The following is a 19,168-nucleotide window of genomic DNA, read 5'->3' as shown; positions in this document are numbered from 1 at the left end:
TGGGGGCTTGGCACGAGTCATGCTCTACACTTGGTAGCCGAACGCACACCGCTTCTTGTTGTGTTCGTTGAACGAAGAGTCCGCCAACGGCTCCATAAAAAAAACAAACGTCGAGGAAAATTTGATGCGTATCGTTCGTCAATTGCTGGGCGCTGCAATCGCCGCCGCCGTTATCGCTTCGCCGGTCATGGCCGAAGAACTGACCGGCACCCTGAAGAAGATCAAGGACTCCGGCACCATCACCCTGGGCCACCGTGACTCCTCCATTCCGTTCTCCTACCTGGCTGGCAGCACTGAGCCCGTGGGCTACTCCCACGACGTCCAGCTGGCTGTGGTCGAGGCCCTGAAAAAGCAACTGGGCACCGACATCAAGGTCAAGTACAACCTCGTCACCTCCCAGACCCGCATCCCGCTGGTGCAGAACGGCACCGTCGACCTTGAGTGCGGCTCCACCACCAACAACGTCGAGCGCCAGCAGCAAGTCGGCTTCTCGGTCGGCATCTTCGAAGTCGGCACCCGCCTGCTGACCAAGGTCAAGGACGGTCAGCCCTCCTACAAAGACTTCCCGGACCTGGCTGGCAAGAACGTCGTGACCACCGCCGGCACCACCTCCGAGCGCCTGCTCAAGGCCATGAACGCCGACAAGCAGATGAAGATGAACGTGATTTCCGCCAAGGACCACGGTGAAGCCTTCAACATGCTCGAAAGCGGCCGCGCCGTAGCCTTCATGATGGACGACGCCCTGCTGGCCGGCGAAATGGCCAAGGCCAAGAAACCGACCGACTGGGTCATCACCGGCACCCCGCAATCCTACGAAATCTACGGCTGCATGGTCCGTAAGGACGATGCGCAGTTCAAGAAAGCGGTCGATGACGCCATCATCGCCTACTACAAGTCGGGCGCAGTGCAGAAGAGCTACGACAAGTGGTTCCAGCAGCCAATCCCACCGAAAGGCCTGAACCTGCAGTTCCCGATGAGCGATGAGCTGAAGAAACTGATCGCAGAGCCTACCGACAAGGCTGCGGACGACAAACAGTCCTGATCCCCTGCTGAAATGGCCCGTGTGCTCCGACGAGCACGAATCGAACCGACGGGCCACGCATAAGTGTCTAACCTTTACTTCCGAGGGCGCCCGCGCCCTTGGGAGTTCAAAGGTGCCCGTGAAACAACCGTCTGAGGGGAAATCCCGATGAATTACAACTGGGACTGGGGCGTGTTCTTCAAGTCCACCGGCGTGGGCAGCGAAGTCTATCTGGACTGGTACATCACCGGCCTGGGCTGGACCATCGCCATCGCCATCTCTGCCTGGATCATCGCCTTGCTGCTGGGATCGCTGCTTGGCGTCATGCGCACCGTGCCGAACCGCCTGGTTTCGGGCATCGCCACTGCCTACGTGGAGCTGTTCCGCAACGTACCGCTGCTGGTGCAGCTGTTCATCTGGTACTTCCTGGTACCGGACCTGCTTCCGGAGGGCCTGCAGGAGTGGTTCAAGCAGGACCTCAACCCGACCACCTCGGCATTGATCAGCGTGATCATCTGCCTTGGCCTGTTTACCGCCGCGCGTGTCTGTGAGCAAGTGCGCACCGGTATCCAGGCCCTGCCCCGCGGACAGGAGTCTGCCGGGCGCGCGATGGGCTTCAGCCTTCCGCAGATCTACATGAACGTGCTGCTGCCGCAGGCCTACCGGATCATCATTCCGCCGCTCACCTCCGAATTCCTGAACGTGTTCAAGAACTCCTCGGTGGCGTCGCTGATCGGCCTGATGGAGCTGCTGGCCCAGACCAAGCAGACCGCCGAATTCTCCGCCAACCTGTTCGAGGCCTTCACCCTGGCCACGCTGATCTACTTCACCCTGAACATGGGCCTGATGCTGCTGATGCGCATGGTCGAGAAGAAAGTCGCCGTGCCTGGCCTGATTTCCGTGGGAGGTAAATAATGGACATGGATTTCAGCGAAATCATCCCTGCCCTGCCCGCCTTGTGGGACGGCATGGTCATGACCTTGCAACTGATGGTCATGGGTGTGGTCGGTGGTATCGCGCTGGGGACCGTCCTGGCCCTGATGCGGTTGTCGTCGAGCAAGCTGCTGGCCAATATCGCCGGCGCCTACGTCAACTACTTCCGCTCCATCCCGCTGCTGCTGGTGATCACCTGGTTCTACCTGGCCGTGCCCTTCGTGCTGCGCTGGATTACCGGCGAAGACACCCCGATCGGCGCGTTCACCTCCTGCGTCGTGGCCTTCATGATGTTCGAGGCAGCCTACTTCTGCGAAATCGTGCGTGCCGGCGTGCAGTCGATCTCCAAGGGCCAGATGGGCGCCGCGCAGGCACTGGGCATGACCTACGGCCAGTGCATGCGCCTGATCATCCTGCCCCAGGCGTTCCGCAAGATGACCCCGCTGCTGCTGCAGCAGAGCATCATCCTGTTCCAGGACACCTCGCTGGTCTACACCGTGGGCCTGGTGGACTTCCTCAACTCGGCACGCGCCAACGGCGACATCATCGGACGCTCCCACGAGTTCCTGATCTTCGCCGGCGTCGTGTACTTCATTATCAGTTTCTCCGCTTCCTGGTTGGTCAAGCGTCTGCAAAAAAGGATCGCCGTATGATTTCCATCAAGAATGTCAACAAGTGGTACGGGGACTTCCAGGTGCTGACCGACTGCACCACCGAGGTCAAGAAAGGTGAAGTGGTGGTGGTCTGCGGCCCGTCCGGCTCGGGCAAATCCACCCTGATCAAGTGCGTCAACGCGCTGGAGCCGTTCCAGAAGGGCGACATCGTGGTCGACGGCACCTCGATCGCCGATCCGAAGACCAACCTGCCTAAACTGCGTTCGCGGGTGGGCATGGTGTTCCAGCACTTCGAGCTGTTCCCCCACCTGTCGATCACCGAGAACCTGACCATCGCCCAGCGCAAGGTGCTCGGCCGCAGCGAGGCGGAGGCCACCAAGAAAGGCCTGGCCCTGCTCGACCGGGTCGGACTCGGCGCCCATGCCAAGAAGCACCCCGGCCAGCTCTCCGGCGGCCAGCAGCAGCGCGTGGCGATCGCCCGCGCCCTGTCGATGGACCCGATCGTCATGCTGTTCGACGAACCAACCTCGGCACTGGACCCGGAAATGGTCAACGAAGTACTGGACGTAATGGTGGAGCTCGCCCACGAAGGCATGACCATGATGTGCGTGACCCACGAAATGGGCTTCGCCCGCAAGGTCGCCAACCGGGTGATCTTCATGGACAAGGGCAACATCATCGAGGACTGCCAGAAGGAAGATTTCTTCGGCAACCCCGAAGGCCGCCACGAACGCACCCAGCACTTCCTCAGCAAGATCCTGCAGCACTGATGATCCCGGTGTCCGCTGCCTGTCAGGGCAGCGGACGCTGGTCGTGACAAGGCCACTGTGATGAAATGCGATCCTTCGCTACTTCGCCCTGCCAAGCCTGCCGTGAAATCCCGCCTGATCCGCCAACTGTTCCTCCCACCACTGATCGTCCTGCTGATGGTCGGGCTGGGTCTGGTCGGCTACATGATCAGCGAAAACAACGGCATCCGCGCCCTGAGCGAGAACGGCGAGCGCCAGCTCGAGCTGCACGCGCGCACGGTCGAAAGCGAAATCAGCAAGTACACCTACCTGCCAAGCCTGCTGGAGCTCGAAGACAGCGTCTCGCAACTGCTCGCCGACCCTGACGGCGGCTCGCGGCAGGTCGTCAACGAATACCTCGAAGGCCTGAACCGCCGCAGCCGCAGCCGGGCCATCTACGTCCTGGACACCAGCGGCCGAGTGCAAGCTACCAGCAACTGGCGCGACGCCGACTCCTTCCTGGGTGAAGACCTGGCCTTCCGCGCCTACTTCCAGGACGCCGTGCGCGGTCAGCCTGGGCGTTTCTATGGCATCGGCAGTACCACCGGAGAAGCCGGCTACTATCTGGCCCATGGCTTGGAGGAGCACGGCAAGATCATCGGCGTCGCGGTGATCAAGGTGCGCCTGGACACCCTGGAAGAGCGCTGGCAGCGCGCCCGTCTCGAAGCTTTCGTCAGCGACGAGAACGGCATCATCATCCTTTCCAGCGACCCCGCCCGGCGGTTGAAGTCGGTGCGCCCGCTTACCCCGCAGATCAAGGAAGAGCTGGCGCGCAGCCTGCAGTACTACTGGTGGCCACTCAACGAACTGCAACCGCTGGCTCGCGAGACGCTGGGCGATGGTGTAGAAAAGCTGACCTTCCCGACCAGCAGCGAAACTGTCCAGGGCAAAGTGCGAGAAGTCGCCTACCTGGCTCAGACGCGGCGTCTGGCAGACACCCCCTGGGACTTCACCCTGCTTACCCCGCTGCAGGATCTGCATCGCGAGTCGATGGTGCAGGGCATCCTGGTCGGCGTTGCCTTCGCCCTGCTGGCAATCCTCGGCATCGCCTGGAACGAAAGGCGCAAGGTGATCGCCACACGCCTGGCCGCCCGCGAAGCCCTGGAAGAAGCCAATAGCCTGCTGGAGCGGCGGATCGCCGAACGTACTGCCGACCTGCGTGCCAGCAACGAACGGCTCAAGGGGCAGATCCGCGAACGACGTCACGCCGAGCAGACCCTGCGCCATGCCCAGGACGAGTTGGTCCAGGCCGGCAAGCTGGCGGCCATCGGGCAGATGTCGACCAGCATCGCCCATGAACTGAACCAGCCGCTGGCGGCGCTGCGTACCCTGTCGGGCAACACCGTGCGCTTCCTCGAGCGCGGCGCCTTCGAGACCGCCAGCACCAACCTGCGCACCATGAATGACCTGATCGATCGCATGGGGCGTATCACCGCCAGCCTGCGCTCCTTCGCCCGGCGCGGCGAGGACAGCGGCCGCGCCTCGCTGGGCGTGGCGGTGGAAGCGTCCCTGCAGGTGCTCGGCAATCGCATCGGCGCATGCAACCTGCAATTGCATCGCCAGTTCGAAGATCAGCCGCTGGCCATCGACCAGACGCGCCTGGAGCAGATCCTGGTCAACCTGCTCGGCAACGCCCTCGACGCCATGACCGCCCAACCCCAACCGCAGTTGTGGCTGGAAGGCGAACTGATGGGCGACAGATACCGCCTGAGGGTTCGCGACAACGGCCACGGCATTGACGTCGAGGCACGCAAGCACCTGTTCGAACCGTTCTTCACCACCAAACCGGGCGAGCATGGCCTGGGTCTGGGCCTGACCTTGTCGGCCAGCCTCGCCACAGCCGCCAAGGGCACCTTGAGCGTCGAGCACCCCGCTGGCGGCGGCACGGCCTTCATCCTCACCCTGCCCCTGGTCACCTCCCCCACCGACTCGGCCGATGTCCCATGAACGAAGGGTCCCCATGAACCAAGCACCCTTGACGGTCCTGATCGTCGAAGACGACCCCCACGTGCTGCTCGGCTGCCAGCAGGCGCTGGCGCTCGAGGATATCGCCTGCGAAGGCGTCGGCAGCGCCGAGCAGGCCCTGGAGCGGATCGGCGACGATTTCGCCGGGATCGTCGTCAGCGACATTCGCCTGCCGGGCATCGACGGCCTGGAGCTGCTCAATCGCCTCAAGGCCCGCGACCGCAGCCTGCCGGTGGTGCTGATCACCGGCCACGGCGACATCGACATGGCTGTCGGTGCCATGCGCAACGGCGCCTACGACTTCATGGAAAAGCCGTTCTCGCCAGAACGACTGGTCGATGTCGTGCGCCGGGCGCTGGAGCAGCGCGGCCTGTCGCGTGAAGTGGTCGCCCTGCGCCGGCAACTGGCCGGTCACAGCTCGCTGGAAGGGCGCATCATCGGCCGTTCGCCCGCCATGCAGAACCTGCGCGAACTGATCGCCAACGTCGCCGACACCTCGGCCAACGTACTGATCGAAGGCGAGACCGGCACGGGCAAGGAACTGGTCGCCCGCTGCCTGCACGATTTCAGCCGTCGCCAGGCAGCCCCCTTCGTGGCCCTGAACTGCGGCGGCCTGCCGGAAAACCTGTTCGAGAGCGAAATCTTCGGCCACGAAGCCAATGCGTTCACCGGCGCCGGCAAACGGCGGATCGGCAAGATCGAGCATGCCAACGGCGGGACACTGTTCCTCGATGAAGTCGAGAGCATGCCGATCAACCTGCAGATCAAGCTGCTGCGCGTCTTGCAGGAGCGCACCCTCGAACGCCTGGGCTCGAACCAGAGCATCCCGGTGGACTGCCGGGTGATCGCTGCCACCAAGTCGGACCTGGACGCCATGGGCCAGGCCGGGCAGTTCCGCAGCGACCTGTACTATCGCCTCAACGTGGTCACCCTCGAGTTGCCGCCATTGCGCGAGCGCCGCGAGGACGTGCTGCAGTTGTTCGAGCACTTCCTGCAGCAATCGGCGCTGCGCTTCGACCGCGAAGTCCCCGAGCTGGACAGCCAGACCTTGTCGCGGCTGATGGCCCATGACTGGCCCGGCAATGTGCGCGAGCTGCGCAATGTCGCCGAGCGCTATGCGCTGGGCTTGCCGGCGTTCAAGAAGGCCGGTGGCGGTGCCAGCCAGGGGCTGGGCTTTGCCGAGGCGGTGGAAGCGTTCGAGCGCAATCTGCTGAGCGATGCCTTGCAGCGCACTGGCGGCAACCTCAGCCAGGCCAGCCAGGAGCTGGGCATGGCCAAGACCACCTTGTTCGACAAGGTGAAGAAGTACGGGTTGGGCTGAGGGGGAGCCGCGCCCCCGACTCAAAGCCCTGCCAGGTGCGTCACATCCTGGCGATGCGACTTCAGGTAAGGCAGCACCGCTGCCAGCAACGGCGCCTTGAACGGTTCCTGAAAGCGATGCGCCAACCCAGGAATCAAGCGCAACTGGCTGCCCTGGATATGCGCCGCCAGATGCACCCCATGCATCACCGGAAGCAGCGGGTCGGCCGTGCCGTGCACCACCAGCGTCGGCACACGCAACTGGTTGAGCAGCGCCACTCGGCTCGGCTCCGCCAGGATCGCCATGATCTGGCGCTTGACGCCCTCCGGGTTGAACGCCCGGTCATAGGCCAACGCCGCCTGCTGCAACAGCACCGCGCGATCATCGTGCACCGTCGGGCTACCCAACGCCGCCAGCAGGTCAGCCTGCTGCTCCAGCGCCACCTCACGGCTCGGTGCGCTGCGCCGGGCAAGCAACTGCACCAATGCAGGATTCGGCGCCGGCAAGCCTTCGGCCCCGGAACTGGACATGATCAGCGTCAGGCTGCGCACACGCTGCGGCGCCATGGCGGCCAGGTGCTGGGCGATCATCCCACCCATGCTGACCCCCAGCACATGGAACTGCTCGATCCCGAGCACATCCATCAGGTGCAGGCCGTCACCGGCCATGTCGGTCAGGCTGTAGGGTGCCGCCACTGGCAGGCCGAGCTTGTAGCGCAGCAACTCGACGGTGAGGTTGGCCGAAGCCGGCGCCTGGTTCCAGCGCGACAGGCCGACATCACGGTTGTCATAACGGATGACCCGAAAACCCTGGCGACACAACGCCTCGACCACATCATCCGGCCAGTGGATCAATTGCCCGCCCAGCCCCATGACCAGCAGCAGTGCCGGATCCCCCGGCGCACCAATGCTCTGGTAGACCAGGCTCAACTCACCCAGCTCGGCACGCTGCACCGGTACATGGGCATCGCAACGCCCGGCTGCGAAGCCTGTCGGCACCCCGCATAACAAAAGAAAGAAGATCAGAAAAACCCGCATGGAAGGAAACACCAGAATGCAAATCCCCAGTAGAGCGCGAGTCTGATGAAATCCATTCGGTGGCGCTGCCACAGTTGCGTGACAGTTTGATTAATGTCGCCGAACGGTCATCTGCAGGGGTCTGTCGACAGACACTCCAACATGAGAGAAACTCAACCCAATCGATCTATTACCAAGTGTTTCTCCCGGAGTTGCGAGTGCTGGAAATCCGTCACCTGAAAACCCTTCATGCCCTGCGCGAAGCCGACAGCCTGGTGGAGGCCGCCGAGCGCCTGCACCTGACCCAGTCGGCGCTGTCGCACCAGTTCAAGGAGCTGGAAGAGCGCCTGGGAATGCAACTGTTCGTGCGCAAGACCAAGCCGATCCGCTTCACCAGCGCCGGCCTGCGCCTGCTGCAACTGGCCGACGCCACGCTGCCGCTGCTGCGTGGCGCCGAACGCGACATCGCCCGCCTCGCCGGCGGCACCGCGGGCCGCCTGCACATGGCCATCGAATGCCACAGCTGCTTTCAGTGGCTGATGCCGACCATCGACCAGTTCCGCGATGCCTGGCCCGAAGTCGAGCTGGACCTGGCCTCGGGCTTTGCCTTCGCCCCCTTGCCGGCCCTGGCCCGGGGCGATCTCGACCTGGTGGTGACTTCCGACCCGCTGGACCTGGCGGGTATCACCTACGTGCCGCTGTTCACCTATGAAGCCATGCTGGCGGTGGCCAACCAGCACCCGCTGGCGAGCAAGCCCTACATCGTTCCGGACGACCTGGCCGAGCAGACCCTCATCACCTACCCGGTGGAGCGTGATCGCCTGGACATCTTCACCCGCTTCCTCGAGCCGGCCGATATCGAACCGGCCGCGGTACGCACCTCGGAGCTGACAGTGATGATGATGCAGCTGGTCGCCAGCGGTCGCGGGGTGTGCGGCATGCCGCACTGGGCATTGCACGAGTACAGCTCGCGTGGCTACGTGAAGGGCAAGCGTCTGGGCGAAAAAGGCCTGTTCGCCACGCTCTATGCCGCGGTGCGCACCGACATGCTCGATGCACCGTACATGCGTGATTTCCTGCTGACCGCCAAGGATACCTCGTTCGCCACCCTCGACGGTGTCAGCGCGGTGCGCTGAGGCCTTCACGCCACAGCGGCAGGATCAGGTCGCGGGTCAAGGGTGCCAGGGCCAGCGCTGGCGCCTGATCAGCGGCCAGCCAATGCACTTCTTCGATTTCCGCAGCTGGGGACACCGCTTCGGCACACTCGACACGAAACAGCTCGGCCTGCACCTCGAACCCCGGCTCGTTGGCCGCCGGAGCGCTGAAGCGCCCCAGGTGCACCGCCTGCTCAGGATCGACACGCACGCCCAGCTCTTCATGCAGCTCCCGCACCAGCGCCTGAACCGGCGTTTCACCCGCATCGATCTTGCCACCCGGTTGCATGAAGGCCTGGGTGCCGCGCTTGCGTACCAGCAGGGTACGGCCCGCCGGGTCGATGAGCAGGGCGGCGGCGATGTGGATAGTCTTGGTCATGGGGGCATTCCTGGACAGAGGCTGGCGAGGATACCTGATGAGGCCTTTTTGCGGGTAACCCGCCGCGCGAACTGAGCGTTACTTCGCCTTCCCGGCAAACCCTGCAAAACGCTTGTTGAACCCGGCCACTCGCCCTTCGACGGTCGTTTTGCGCTGCTGCCCGGTGTACACCGGGTGCGATGCACTGGAGACATCCAGCGCCACGTAGGGGTAGGTCTGGCCGTCGCTGTGGACCTGGGTGCGATCCGTTTCCACGGTCGACCCGATCAGGAAGAACACATCCGCCGCCGTGTCATGGAACAGCACCGGACGATACTCGGGATGGATACCTGCTTTCATGAAATCACCTCGCTCATAAAGTTGATACTTTATAACATACTATATTGAGAATGATTTTCGATACCCGAAATTTCATTTTTCCTCGCCTTTCGTCCGCTGGCCATTTGTCACCCGACCGGGCTATGGTCGGGGTTTGCCCAGGCCCCTGAGCCTGATTGACCGAAGCATTCGCAAGGATTTTCGCATGAGTCTGTCACTCCTCAGCCGTTACGCCGTGTTCGCCGCCTGCGTGCTGTTCACCTTGGCCAGCCTACCCTTCCTGCACCACGAATGGCTGTGGCCCTTCACCCTGACCACCGCCGTGCTCAGCCTGATCGGCCTGTTCGACCTGCTGCAGAAACGCCATGCGGTACGCCGCAACTACCCGATCCTGGGCAACATCCGCTACCTGGTCGAAGGCATCCGCCCGGAGATCCGCCAGTACCTGCTCGAATCCGACAGCGATGCCCTGCCCTTCTCCCGCGCCCAGCGCTCGCTGGTGTACGCCCGCGCCAAGAACGAAGCCTCCGACAAACCTTTCGGCACCCTGATCGATGTCTATGAGTCGGGCTTCGAGTTCATCGGCCACTCCATGCGTCCCGCCCCCCTGGCCGACCCGGCAGGCTTTCGCATCACCGTCGGCGGCCCGCAGTGCAGCCAGCCTTACTCGGCGTCGATCTTCAACATCTCGGCCATGAGCTTCGGTTCGCTCAGCGCCAACGCCATCCGCGCCCTCAACGAAGGTGCCCGGCTCGGCAACTTCGCCCATGACACTGGCGAAGGCAGCATCAGCCCCTACCACCGCGAGCACGGTGGCGACCTGGTCTGGGAGCTGGGCAGCGGTTACTTCGGCTGCCGCACCGCGGACGGACGCTTCGACCCCGCGCGTTTCGCCGAGCAGGCCGCCAACCCGCAAGTGCGGATGATCGAGATCAAGATGAGCCAGGGCGCCAAGCCCGGCCACGGCGGCATCCTGCCCAAGCACAAGGTGACCCAGGAAATCGCCGACACCCGCGGCATCGTCATGGGCGAGGACTGCATCTCGCCGTCTCGCCACAGCGCCTTCTCCACGCCCATCGAGATGATGCAGTTCATCGCCCAACTGCGTGAGCTGTCGGGCGGCAAACCGGTGGGCTTCAAGTTCTGCCTGGGCCACCCATGGGAATTCATGGGCATCGCCAAGGCCATGCTGGAAACCGGCATCCTGCCCGACTTCATCGTCGTCGACGGCAAGGAAGGCGGTACCGGCGCGGCCCCCGTGGAGTTCACCGACCACATTGGCGTACCCCTGCGCGAAGGCTTGCTGTTCGTGCACAACACCCTGGTTGGCCTGAACCTGCGCGACAAGATCAAGCTCGGCGCCAGTGGCAAGATCGTCAGTGCCTTCGACATCGCCAGCGTGCTGGCCATCGGCGCCGACTGGGCCAACTCTGCACGCGGCTTCATGTTCGCCATCGGCTGCATCCAGTCGCAGAGCTGCCACACCAACAAGTGCCCGACCGGCGTTGCCACCCAGGACGCCCTGCGCCAGCGCGCACTGGTGGTGCCCGACAAGGCCCAGCGGGTGCTCAACTTCCACCACAACACCCTGCGCGCCCTGGCCGAAATGCTGGCCGCTGCAGGCCTCGAGCACCCCGCGCAACTGGAGGCCAAGCACCTGGTGCGGCGTATTTCCGCCACCGAGATCAAGCTGTTCTCGCAGATGCACGTGTTCCTCAAGCCCGGCGAGCTGCTGACCGGCGAGGTGGACGGGCAGTTCTACTCGCGGATGTGGCAACTGGCCCGCGCCGACAGTTTCGAGCCGCACAGCGAAGCCGCAGCCTGATCCGAATACACCGATCATCGCCCTCACAATTTTTTCACCAAGTCCGGCCAGCGTCTAAGCTTCAGACAAGCAAGACGAAAATACTTGGCCGGACTGAACTCTATGGGCGCACTGTGGCAATCGGAACAGACCAGAACGGAAGCACCCGAAACACCTCTGGCCGAGCCCCCACAGCCAAAGACTCCTCGTCAGCGTCGGTTGTGGTGGCGATTGATCATCCTGATCGTGCTGGTGGCCATGGTTGCGGTGGGCTTTGCCGTCTATGACGAGATGCAGAGCTCGGACCTGCAATCGCGTGAGTTCAGCCGCCTGGCCAGCACCCTCACCTACTCGCTGGAGCGCGGACCGAGCGACGCGATCGTCTACCCAGGCGACGGCCCCTTTGACAAGCGCCTGGGCTACAGCGCCCTGGGCCAGTTCCTGCCGCGTCTGCTCAAGCGCGACTACCTGATCAGCGAGCAGGTGCGGTTCTCCCCGGCACTGATGCGCTATGTCGACCACGGCCTGTTCGTGCCCTACGTCGAGAAGATCCAGGCCGGCCTGTCGATCACCGACTGCCGCGGCGACACTCTCTACCAGTATCACTACCCCCAACACCTGTACGGCGACTTCGCCTCGATCCCGCCGGTGATCGTCAACAGCCTGTTGTTCATCGAGAACCGCGACCTGCTCGACAGCAAGGATCCGCAGAACAACCCGGCGGTGGACTGGCCACGTTTCGCCAAGGCCGCCTACAGCCAGGTCGCCAAGTACCTCGCCCTGCCCGGCCAGTCGGCAGGCGGCAGCACCTTGGCCACGCAACTGGAAAAATACCGTCACTCGCCGGACGGGCTGACGGTCAATGGCGCCGAGAAGATCCGCCAGATGATTTCCGCCAGCGTTCGCGCCTATCAGGGTGGGCCGGACACCACCGAGGCGCGCCAGCGCATCGTGCGCGATTACCTGAACAGCGTGCCGCTCTCGGCGGTACCCGGGCACGGTGAAGTGCATGGCATGGCAGAAGGGCTGAGGGTCTGGTACGGCGCCGACTTCGCCGAGGTGAACCAGGCGCTCAACTCGACCGAAACCGACCCCCAGAGCATGGCCGCTCGTGGCCTGGCCCTGCGTGAAGTGCTGTCATTGATGATTGCCCAGCGCCGACCTTCGCACTACCTGTCCAAAGGCCGCGTCGAGCTGGCCGAGCTCACCGACTCGCATATCCGCGTGCTCGCCACCAACGGCATCATCGATCGCCCGCTGGCCGACGCCGCGCTGGCCAGCAAGGCGGTGTACCGCGACTGGGTGGCCCAGCCGACCATCGTGCCGATCATCACCAACAAGGGCATCAGCCTGGCCCGCAACCGCCTGGCGGCCATGCTCAACCGCCCGCTGTACGACCTCGATCGCCTCGACCTCTCCGCCACCAGCACCCTGCAGGCCGACTTGCAGACCCAGGTCAGCCAGTACCTGAAAAACCTCGCCGACCCCGAGTTCGCCGCGCAGATGGGCCTGATCGGCGAGCGCCTGCTGACCAGCAAGACCACCGACCAGGTCAGCTACAGCTTCACCCTGTTCGAGCGCACCGCCGACGGCTCGCGGGTTCGGGTGCAGACCGACAGCACCAACCAGCCGTTCGACATCAACGAGGGCAGCAAGCTGGAACTGGGCTCGACCGCCAAGCTGCGGGTGCTGACCACCTACCTTGAGATCGTCGCCGAGCTGCACGACAAGTACGCCGGCAAGCCGGTGGCCGAGCTCAAGAAAGTGGAAGTGGCCGACCTCGACCGCATCACCCAGTGGTCGCTGGAATGGCTGATGCAGAACAGCAAGAACCAGAACCTCGACGCCATGCTCGACGCCGCGCTGGAGCGCAAATACTCGGCCAATACCGGCGAGGCATTCTTCACCGGCGGCGGCATGCACGTGTTCAACAACTTCCGCAAGGAGGACAACGGCCGCAACCCGACCCTCAAGGACGCATTGCGCGAGTCGATCAACCTGCCGTTCATCCGCCTGATGCGCGATCTGGTGCGCTACGTCACCTACCAGCAACCCTACAACCGCGAGCCATTGCTCAAGGATGACGCCGATCCGCGCCGCCAGGAGTACCTGGCGCGCTTCGCCGATCGCGAGGGCACCAACTACCTGATGCGCTTCTGGCGCAAGTACCAGCGCAAGACCTCCCAGCAACGCCTGGACACCTTCCTCGACAGCATGCGCGTCACCCCCCAGCGCCTGGCGGCGGTGCACCGCTACCTGTTCCCCGAGGCCAGCCAGGAAACCTTCAACGCCTTCGTCCGCGCGCACAGCGCCAAGGACAAGGCCGCCATGGCCAAGCTCAATGACGGCCGCCTCTCGGAGATGTACGCCGCCTACGGTCCCGGCAAGTACGACCTGCCCGACCAGGGCTTCATCGCCAAGGTCCACCCCCTGGACCTGTGGCTGCTCGGCTACCTGCTGAAAAATCCTGGCGCCACCCCTACCGACATGGTCAACGCCAGTCGTTTCGAGCGTCAGGAGGTGTACAGCTGGTTGTTCAAGAGCCGTCACCAGGGCGCCCGTGACAGTCGCATCCGTACCATGGTCGAAATCGAGGCGTTTCTCGACATCCACCAGCGCTGGAAGCGCGTCGGCTACCCCTTCGATCACCTGGTACCGTCTCTGGCCACGGCCATTGGCAGCTCGGGCGACCGCCCTGCGGCGCTGTCCGAACTGGTGGGCATCATCCAGAACGATGGCGTACGCCTGCCGACCCTGCGCATCGACACTCTGCACTTCGCCGCCGGCACGCCCTATGAAACCAAGCTGATCAGCGATCCCGACCGCGGCCAGCGGATCCTCAAGGTAGAAGTGGCGCGGGCTCTGAAAGGCGCCATGTCGCAGGTGGTCGATGCCGGTACCGCGCGGCGCATTTCCGGCAGCTTCAAGCTGCACGACGGCACCTCGCTGGTGATGGGTGGCAAGACCGGTACCGGTGACAACCGCCTGCAGAGCTACGGCGCCGGCGGGCGGCTGATCGGCTCACGCTCGCTGAACCGCACCGCCACCTTCGTGTTCTTCCTTGGCGACAACCACTTCGGCACGCTCACCGCCTTCGTACCAGGGCGCACGGCAGAGTCGTTCAAGTTCACCTCGGCCCTGCCCGTGCAGGTGCTCAAGGGCATGGCGCCGATTCTCATGCCGTACCTGGAGCCGGGAAACCCCAATGAATGCAAGGCGCCGCAATTGGCGATGCACTGAGATGTCCGACCCATCAAAAAACAAGATGATAATCATCTGCATTTAAGGGTTTGTGTTTAGATATATCTTGAGTAATATCTTGCGATATATCGAAACACAAGGAACCTCCCCACCATGCGTGACCACGCCCCCCATGACCCTTTCGAGCGCCGCCCCGGTCGCGGTGAGCGCGGCCCACGGGTGTTCGCCCCTGGCGATCTGAAACTTCTGATGCTGTCGATGCTCGCCGAGCAACCGGGCCATGGCTATGACTTGATCCGCCAGATCGAAGGACTCTTCGATGGCAGCTACAGCCCCAGTCCCGGGGTGATCTACCCGACCCTCAACTTTCTCGAGGAAGCCGAGCTGATCAGTGGCCAGATCCAGGGCAGCAAACGCCTTTATGTCATCACCGAGGTCGGCCGCCATTCACTCGCCGAACAAGCCGTCGCCCTCGACGGCGTACGCATGCGCATCGAGCTGAGCAAGCGTGCCCTGCGCGGACATGACCGCCCGCCAGAGATCAACGAGGCAGTCGGCAATCTGCGCCACGCCCTGCACATGCACAGCGGCCGCTGGACACCCGAGGAAATCGAGCGGGTGCGCGATCTGCTCAACGACACGGCCAAGGCCATCGCAGGCGGGCCGAGCGATTCCGTTCAGGAGAAAACCCCATGAGCGACACCATTCACCGCGTCAACCACGAGATCCGCCAACGTCGCCTGCAGGTGCTGCGGGTCACCGACCTGACCCCGCGCATGCGCCGCATCACCCTGGGCGGTGCGGAACTGGCAGGTTTCACCAGCGTGGGCACGGACGACCACGTCAAGGTCCTGTTCGGCTGCACGCCCGAAGAGCAACAGGCGATCGACGCCCGCAACCTGGGCCGCGACGGCGGCGTGCGGCCGACCATGCGCGAATACACACCGCGACGCATCGACCTGACAGCCCTGGAATTGGACATCGATTTCGTTCTGCATGGCGACGGTCCTGCCTCGACCTGGGCTGCCCAGGCTGCGCCGGGTCAGCACCTCGATATCGCCGGCCCACGCGCGTCGATGGTGGTGCCGGACATCTTCGACAGCTACCTGCTGATCGGCGACGAAACCGCCATCCCCGCCATTGCCAGAAGGCTCGAAGAACTGCCAGCCGGACGCCAGGTGCTGGCGGTCATCCAGATCGAGGATGAACAGGAGCGCCAGCCGCTGCCCAGCAAGGCGCAGGTGGAGGTGATCTGGGTACGTCGGCAGAAAGAGAACCTGCTTGAGCAGGTGAAACACCTGGCACTGCCCCAGGGCCGTCTGTATGGCTGGGTGGCGCTGGAGAAAGGCCTGACCCGGCAGGCCAAGGCCTTGCTGCTTGAAAAGGGTGTGCCAGAGAATGCGCTCAAAGCTGCTGCGTACTGGCGTGCAGAGGGCACTGCGGATGATGAGTAGCGAGTAAGACCGATCCGGCCCTGTCGCGGGACGAGTCGCAGCGACTCGTCCCGACTCATCCCTTCACCCGCCCCCACCACCGATCCACCCCAATCACCAGCAACCCGATCCCCCAGAACCCCGCCAACATCGCCAGCGCATTGAGCAGCACTCGCCCATACCCCAGGCTCGCCACATCGACGAAGGGATAGGGATAGACCCCGATCTCATGCCCTCGCCACAAGGTGAACAGGAAATACACCAGCGGATACAGGCTCCAGGCCCCCAGGTGCCATAGCCGCAAGCGCCCCTTGGGCACCGCCACGCACCAGTACAGCACGAACACCAGTGGCATCACGTCGTGCAGCAACTCATCGGTCAGCCATTGCCAACCCTCGGGCTGCCACAGGTGCCGCAGCAGCAGGCTATAGGCCAGCGCCACCAGCACGATACTGACCAGCACACCGGAGCTCACCGCCGGCGCCAGGAACCAACGCCGTGCCGCCGTCTCACGGCCGAACGCCGCATGGCTCAGCACCGTGGCCACCAGGGTGTTGCTCAGCACGGTGAAATACCCGAATAGATTGACCATGCCACCGATCAGGCTGGCCTGTTCCTGCCAGCGCGCCAGCAGCACCAGGTACAACTGCACCGCCAACCCCGTCCAGCCGAGCAGCGCGGCCAGGGTCAGCCAGGGACGCGGCACCCTCAAGCCTTGCGCGACAGCTTGATGTACAGCTGCTCGACCTTTTCCCGCGCCCAAGGCGTCTTGCGCAGGAAGGTCAGGCTCGACTTGATGCTCGGGTCGCTCTTGAAGCAGCGGATGTCGATGCGCTCGGCCAGCCCCTGCCATTGGTAGTGGGCCACCAGCTCGATGAGGATCTGCTCCAGCGTCTTGCCGTGCAGTGCGTTGTGTTGGGCCGTGCTCATGCAGTGCTCCCGCGTTGAAAGATGCGCACCTTACACGAGTGTAGTGGGCCGGTGTGCAAGGATGCGGACCGCCTGTGCTCCCAGCCCAGGCCAGAGCCTTCCACAGCACGCCCCCCCCCTGGCCAGGACGCAACCTCTGTGATGAAATAGTAATGTTATATTGTATCCATACGTATCTTTACTATAAGTATCTGCCAAGGAACGTCACACGCTCATGTTGTCCAAGCCCCTGCGTCTCTCTCCCCTCGCCGTCGCCTTGTGGCTGGCGTCATCGCCCAGCCAGGCGGTGGAGCTCGAACCCCAGGTGATCACCGCCAACCCACTCGGCAACCGCCAACTCGCCGCGCCAAGCACCGTGCTCGAAGGCGACGACCTGCTGCAACAGCAGCACGGCAGCCTCGGTGAAACCCTCAACAAGCAGCCTGGTGTCGCCTCCACCTGGTTCGGCCCAGGCGCCAGTCGCCCGGTGATCCGTGGCCTGGATGGCGACCGCATCCGTATCCTGCGCAACGGCGTCGGTGCCCTCGATGCCTCGTCGCTGTCCTATGACCACGCCGTGCCGCTGGACCCGGTCACCGTAGACCGCGTCGAGATCGTCCGCGGCCCCGCCGCCCTGCTCTATGGCGGCAACGCCATTGGCGGTGTGATCAACACCTTCGACAACCGCATTCCCGACTCGCCCATCGACGGCATCCATGGCGCCGGCGAGCTGCGCTACGGCGGCGCCGATACCACACGCAGCAGCGCCGGCAAGCTCGAAGCCGGTGACGGCAACTTCGCCCTGCACCTGGACGCCAACAGCCGTCAGTTCAACGACCTGCGCATCCCCGGCTACGCCCGCAGCTCGAAGGTGCGCGACGCCGATGACCCCGGCAGCAAGCATCGCCTGGAAAACAGCGACGGCCGCCAGGACGGCGGCGCCATCGGCGGGGCCTACCATTGGGATCATGGCTATGCCGGCCTGTCCTACAGCCGCTACGACAGCAACTACGGCTCGGTGGCCGAGCCCGGTGTGCGCCTGGACATGCAGCAGGATCACTACGCCTTCGCCTCGGAGTTGCGCGATCTCGAAGGGCCGTTCAGCTCGGTCAAGGTCGACGCTGGCTACACCGACTACCAGCACCGCGAGATCGAAGAGGGCGAGGTCCACACCACCTTCAAGAACAAAGGCTATGAGGCACGCATCGAGGCCCGCCACCAGCCCATCGGCCCGGTCGAAGGGGTGATCGGTGCCCACGTCAGCCGCAACGAATTCTCGGCGCTGGGTGAAGAAGCCTTTGTGCCGCACACCGACACCGACAGCCTGGCGCTGTTCATGCTCGAGCAATGGCAGGCTACCGAACGCCTGAACCTGAGCCTGGGCGCGCGCCTGGAGCACACCCGCATCGATCCGGATGCCAAGGGTAACGAAAACTTCGTCGGTGCCGACAAATCGACCAGCTTCAATGCCGCAAGCCTGTCATCGGGCGCGGTGTACCAGCTCGACCCGGTCTGGGCGCTGGCGGCGAGCCTGGCCTACACCGAGCGCGCACCGACCTTCTACGAGCTGTATGCCAACGGCGCGCACGTCGCCACCGGCGCCTATGAAGTGGGCGACCCGAACCTGAACAAGGAGAAGGCGATTTCCGGCGACCTGGCACTGCGCTTCGACAACGGCACGCACAAGGGCAGTGTCGGCGTGTTCTACAGCCACTTTCGCAACTACATCGGCCTGATCGGCAGCGGTAATCTGCGCGAAGGGCATGATCATGGCCATGGTGACGACGACCACGACCATGATCATGACCACGACGACGGCGGGATTCCTGAGTACCTGTATCAAGGCGTGCGTGCGCGCTTCTACGGTATCGAGGCCCAGGATCGCTGGAAGCTGGTGGAGAACCGCTACGGCAGCTTCGCCCTGGAGCTGTCCGGCGACTATACCCGCGCCAAGAACCTCGACACCGGCGAGCCACTGCCACGCATCGCCCCGCTGCGGCTGGGAACAGGCCTGCTGTGGGAGCTGGATCGCTGGCAGGCGCGGGTGGACGTGCAACACGCCGCCTCCCAGCACCGCAAGCCGGACAACGAACACAGCACCGACGGCTACACCACCCTCGGCGCCAGCGTCGGCTATCGCTTCGACATTGGCCAGAGCCAGTGGCTGGCGTTCGTACGTGGCGAAAACCTGACAGACCAGACCGTGCGTTACGCCAGCTCCATCCTGCGCGACATCGCGCCGGCACCGGGGCGTAGCGTCGAAGTCGGGCTGCGCACCAGCTTCTGACCTGCGTGCAGGAGCGACTGTCTTGTTCAAAATCTAAAGGCCAGCC

17 protein-coding genes are annotated in these 19,168 nt (G+C 63.9%); 12 read left to right on the top strand and 5 right to left on the bottom strand.

Annotation, left to right across the window (positions count from 1 at the left end):
• Positions 1-124 precede the first annotated feature (124 nt).
• The 6 genes from HU729_RS14150 (at position 125) to HU729_RS14125 (ending at position 6,642) form a co-directional block, all read left to right on the top strand.
• Positions 125-1,042, top strand: coding sequence for a glutamate/aspartate ABC transporter substrate-binding protein (locus HU729_RS14150; RefSeq protein ID WP_186668542.1), 918 nt, complete (start codon positions 125-127; stop codon positions 1,040-1,042).
• A gap of 147 nt (positions 1,043-1,189) precedes the next feature.
• Positions 1,190-1,936 carry an amino acid ABC transporter permease gene (locus HU729_RS14145; protein ID WP_186710623.1) on the top strand — a complete coding sequence of 249 codons (747 nt, stop codon included), beginning with the start codon at positions 1,190-1,192 and terminating at the stop codon, positions 1,934-1,936.
• Complete coding sequence (locus tag HU729_RS14140; protein ID WP_186668546.1) at positions 1,936-2,607, top strand: ABC transporter permease subunit; 672 nt, start codon at positions 1,936-1,938, stop codon at positions 2,605-2,607. The genes HU729_RS14145 and HU729_RS14140 overlap by 1 nt, the downstream gene beginning before the upstream one ends.
• Complete coding sequence (locus tag HU729_RS14135) at positions 2,604-3,338, top strand: amino acid ABC transporter ATP-binding protein (protein ID WP_186668548.1); 735 nt, start codon at positions 2,604-2,606, stop codon at positions 3,336-3,338. The genes HU729_RS14140 and HU729_RS14135 overlap by 4 nt, the downstream gene beginning before the upstream one ends.
• A gap of 60 nt (positions 3,339-3,398) precedes the next feature.
• Positions 3,399-5,303, top strand: coding sequence for an ATP-binding protein (locus HU729_RS14130; RefSeq protein ID WP_186710621.1), 1,905 nt, complete (start codon positions 3,399-3,401; stop codon positions 5,301-5,303).
• Between the two features lie 13 nt (positions 5,304-5,316).
• The gene (locus tag HU729_RS14125; RefSeq protein ID WP_186668552.1) at positions 5,317-6,642 is read left to right on the top strand and encodes a sigma-54 dependent transcriptional regulator; all 1,326 of its coding nucleotides are present in this window, start codon (positions 5,317-5,319) and stop codon (positions 6,640-6,642) included.
• A 20-nt stretch (positions 6,643-6,662) separates the two neighbouring features.
• On the opposite strand, the gene HU729_RS14120 is transcribed toward HU729_RS14125, so the two are convergent.
• Complete coding sequence (locus HU729_RS14120) at positions 6,663-7,658, bottom strand: alpha/beta hydrolase (RefSeq protein ID WP_186668554.1); 996 nt, start codon at positions 7,656-7,658, stop codon at positions 6,663-6,665.
• Positions 7,659-7,855: 197 nt separating this feature from the next.
• Between HU729_RS14120 and metR the strand changes: the two genes are divergently transcribed.
• Entirely contained in the window at positions 7,856-8,773 is a 918-nt protein-coding gene (metR, locus tag HU729_RS14115; protein ID WP_186668556.1) for a transcriptional regulator MetR, read from the top strand.
• Here the strand turns inward: metR and HU729_RS14110 are convergent.
• Positions 8,757-9,170: an NUDIX domain-containing protein gene (locus HU729_RS14110; RefSeq protein ID WP_186668558.1), complete on the bottom strand. Its 414-nt coding sequence runs from the start codon at positions 9,168-9,170 to the stop codon at positions 8,757-8,759. The two genes, metR and HU729_RS14110, sit on opposite strands and share 17 nt — an antisense overlap.
• Positions 9,171-9,248: 78 nt before the next feature.
• Complete coding sequence (locus tag HU729_RS14105; protein WP_186668560.1) at positions 9,249-9,509, bottom strand: type B 50S ribosomal protein L31; 261 nt, start codon at positions 9,507-9,509, stop codon at positions 9,249-9,251.
• 184 nt (positions 9,510-9,693) lie between these two features.
• Here HU729_RS14105 and HU729_RS14100 point away from each other — a divergent pair, with 184 nt between their 5' ends.
• The 4 genes from HU729_RS14100 (at position 9,694) to HU729_RS14085 (ending at position 15,947) form a co-directional block, all read left to right on the top strand.
• A complete protein-coding gene (locus HU729_RS14100; protein ID WP_186668562.1) occupies positions 9,694-11,313 on the top strand; it encodes an FMN-binding glutamate synthase family protein in 1,620 nt (539 codons plus the stop codon).
• A gap of 102 nt (positions 11,314-11,415) precedes the next feature.
• Positions 11,416-14,532, top strand: a complete 3,117-nt coding sequence (locus HU729_RS14095; RefSeq protein WP_186710620.1) for a transglycosylase domain-containing protein — start codon at positions 11,416-11,418, stop codon at positions 14,530-14,532.
• Between the two features lie 114 nt (positions 14,533-14,646).
• On the top strand, positions 14,647-15,189 hold the full coding sequence (locus HU729_RS14090) for a PadR family transcriptional regulator (protein WP_186668566.1): 543 nt from the start codon (positions 14,647-14,649) through the stop codon (positions 15,187-15,189).
• On the top strand, positions 15,186-15,947 hold the full coding sequence (locus tag HU729_RS14085) for a siderophore-interacting protein (protein WP_186710618.1): 762 nt from the start codon (positions 15,186-15,188) through the stop codon (positions 15,945-15,947). The genes HU729_RS14090 and HU729_RS14085 overlap by 4 nt, the downstream gene beginning before the upstream one ends.
• Positions 15,948-16,002: 55 nt before the next feature.
• Here the strand turns inward: HU729_RS14085 and HU729_RS14080 are convergent, their stop codons facing one another.
• Together HU729_RS14080 and HU729_RS14075 are read right to left on the bottom strand one after the other, a co-directional pair.
• Positions 16,003-16,632 carry a Pr6Pr family membrane protein gene (locus HU729_RS14080; RefSeq protein WP_186710616.1) on the bottom strand — a complete coding sequence of 210 codons (630 nt, stop codon included), beginning with the start codon at positions 16,630-16,632 and terminating at the stop codon, positions 16,003-16,005.
• Between the two features lie 2 nt (positions 16,633-16,634).
• Positions 16,635-16,856, bottom strand: coding sequence for a VF530 family protein (locus HU729_RS14075; RefSeq protein ID WP_186668572.1), 222 nt, complete (start codon positions 16,854-16,856; stop codon positions 16,635-16,637).
• A 214-nt stretch (positions 16,857-17,070) separates the two neighbouring features.
• Between HU729_RS14075 and HU729_RS14070 the strand changes: the two genes are divergently transcribed.
• On the top strand, positions 17,071-19,122 hold the full coding sequence (locus tag HU729_RS14070; RefSeq protein ID WP_186710614.1) for a TonB-dependent receptor: 2,052 nt from the start codon (positions 17,071-17,073) through the stop codon (positions 19,120-19,122).
• The last annotated feature ends 46 nt before the right edge of the window (positions 19,123-19,168 follow it).

The sequence above is a fragment of the Pseudomonas sp. RW10S2 genome (assembly GCF_014268985.1).
Lineage (GTDB): Bacteria > Pseudomonadota > Gammaproteobacteria > Pseudomonadales > Pseudomonadaceae > Aquipseudomonas > Aquipseudomonas wayambapalatensis.
This window is presented reverse-complemented; position numbering and strand designations above follow the sequence as displayed.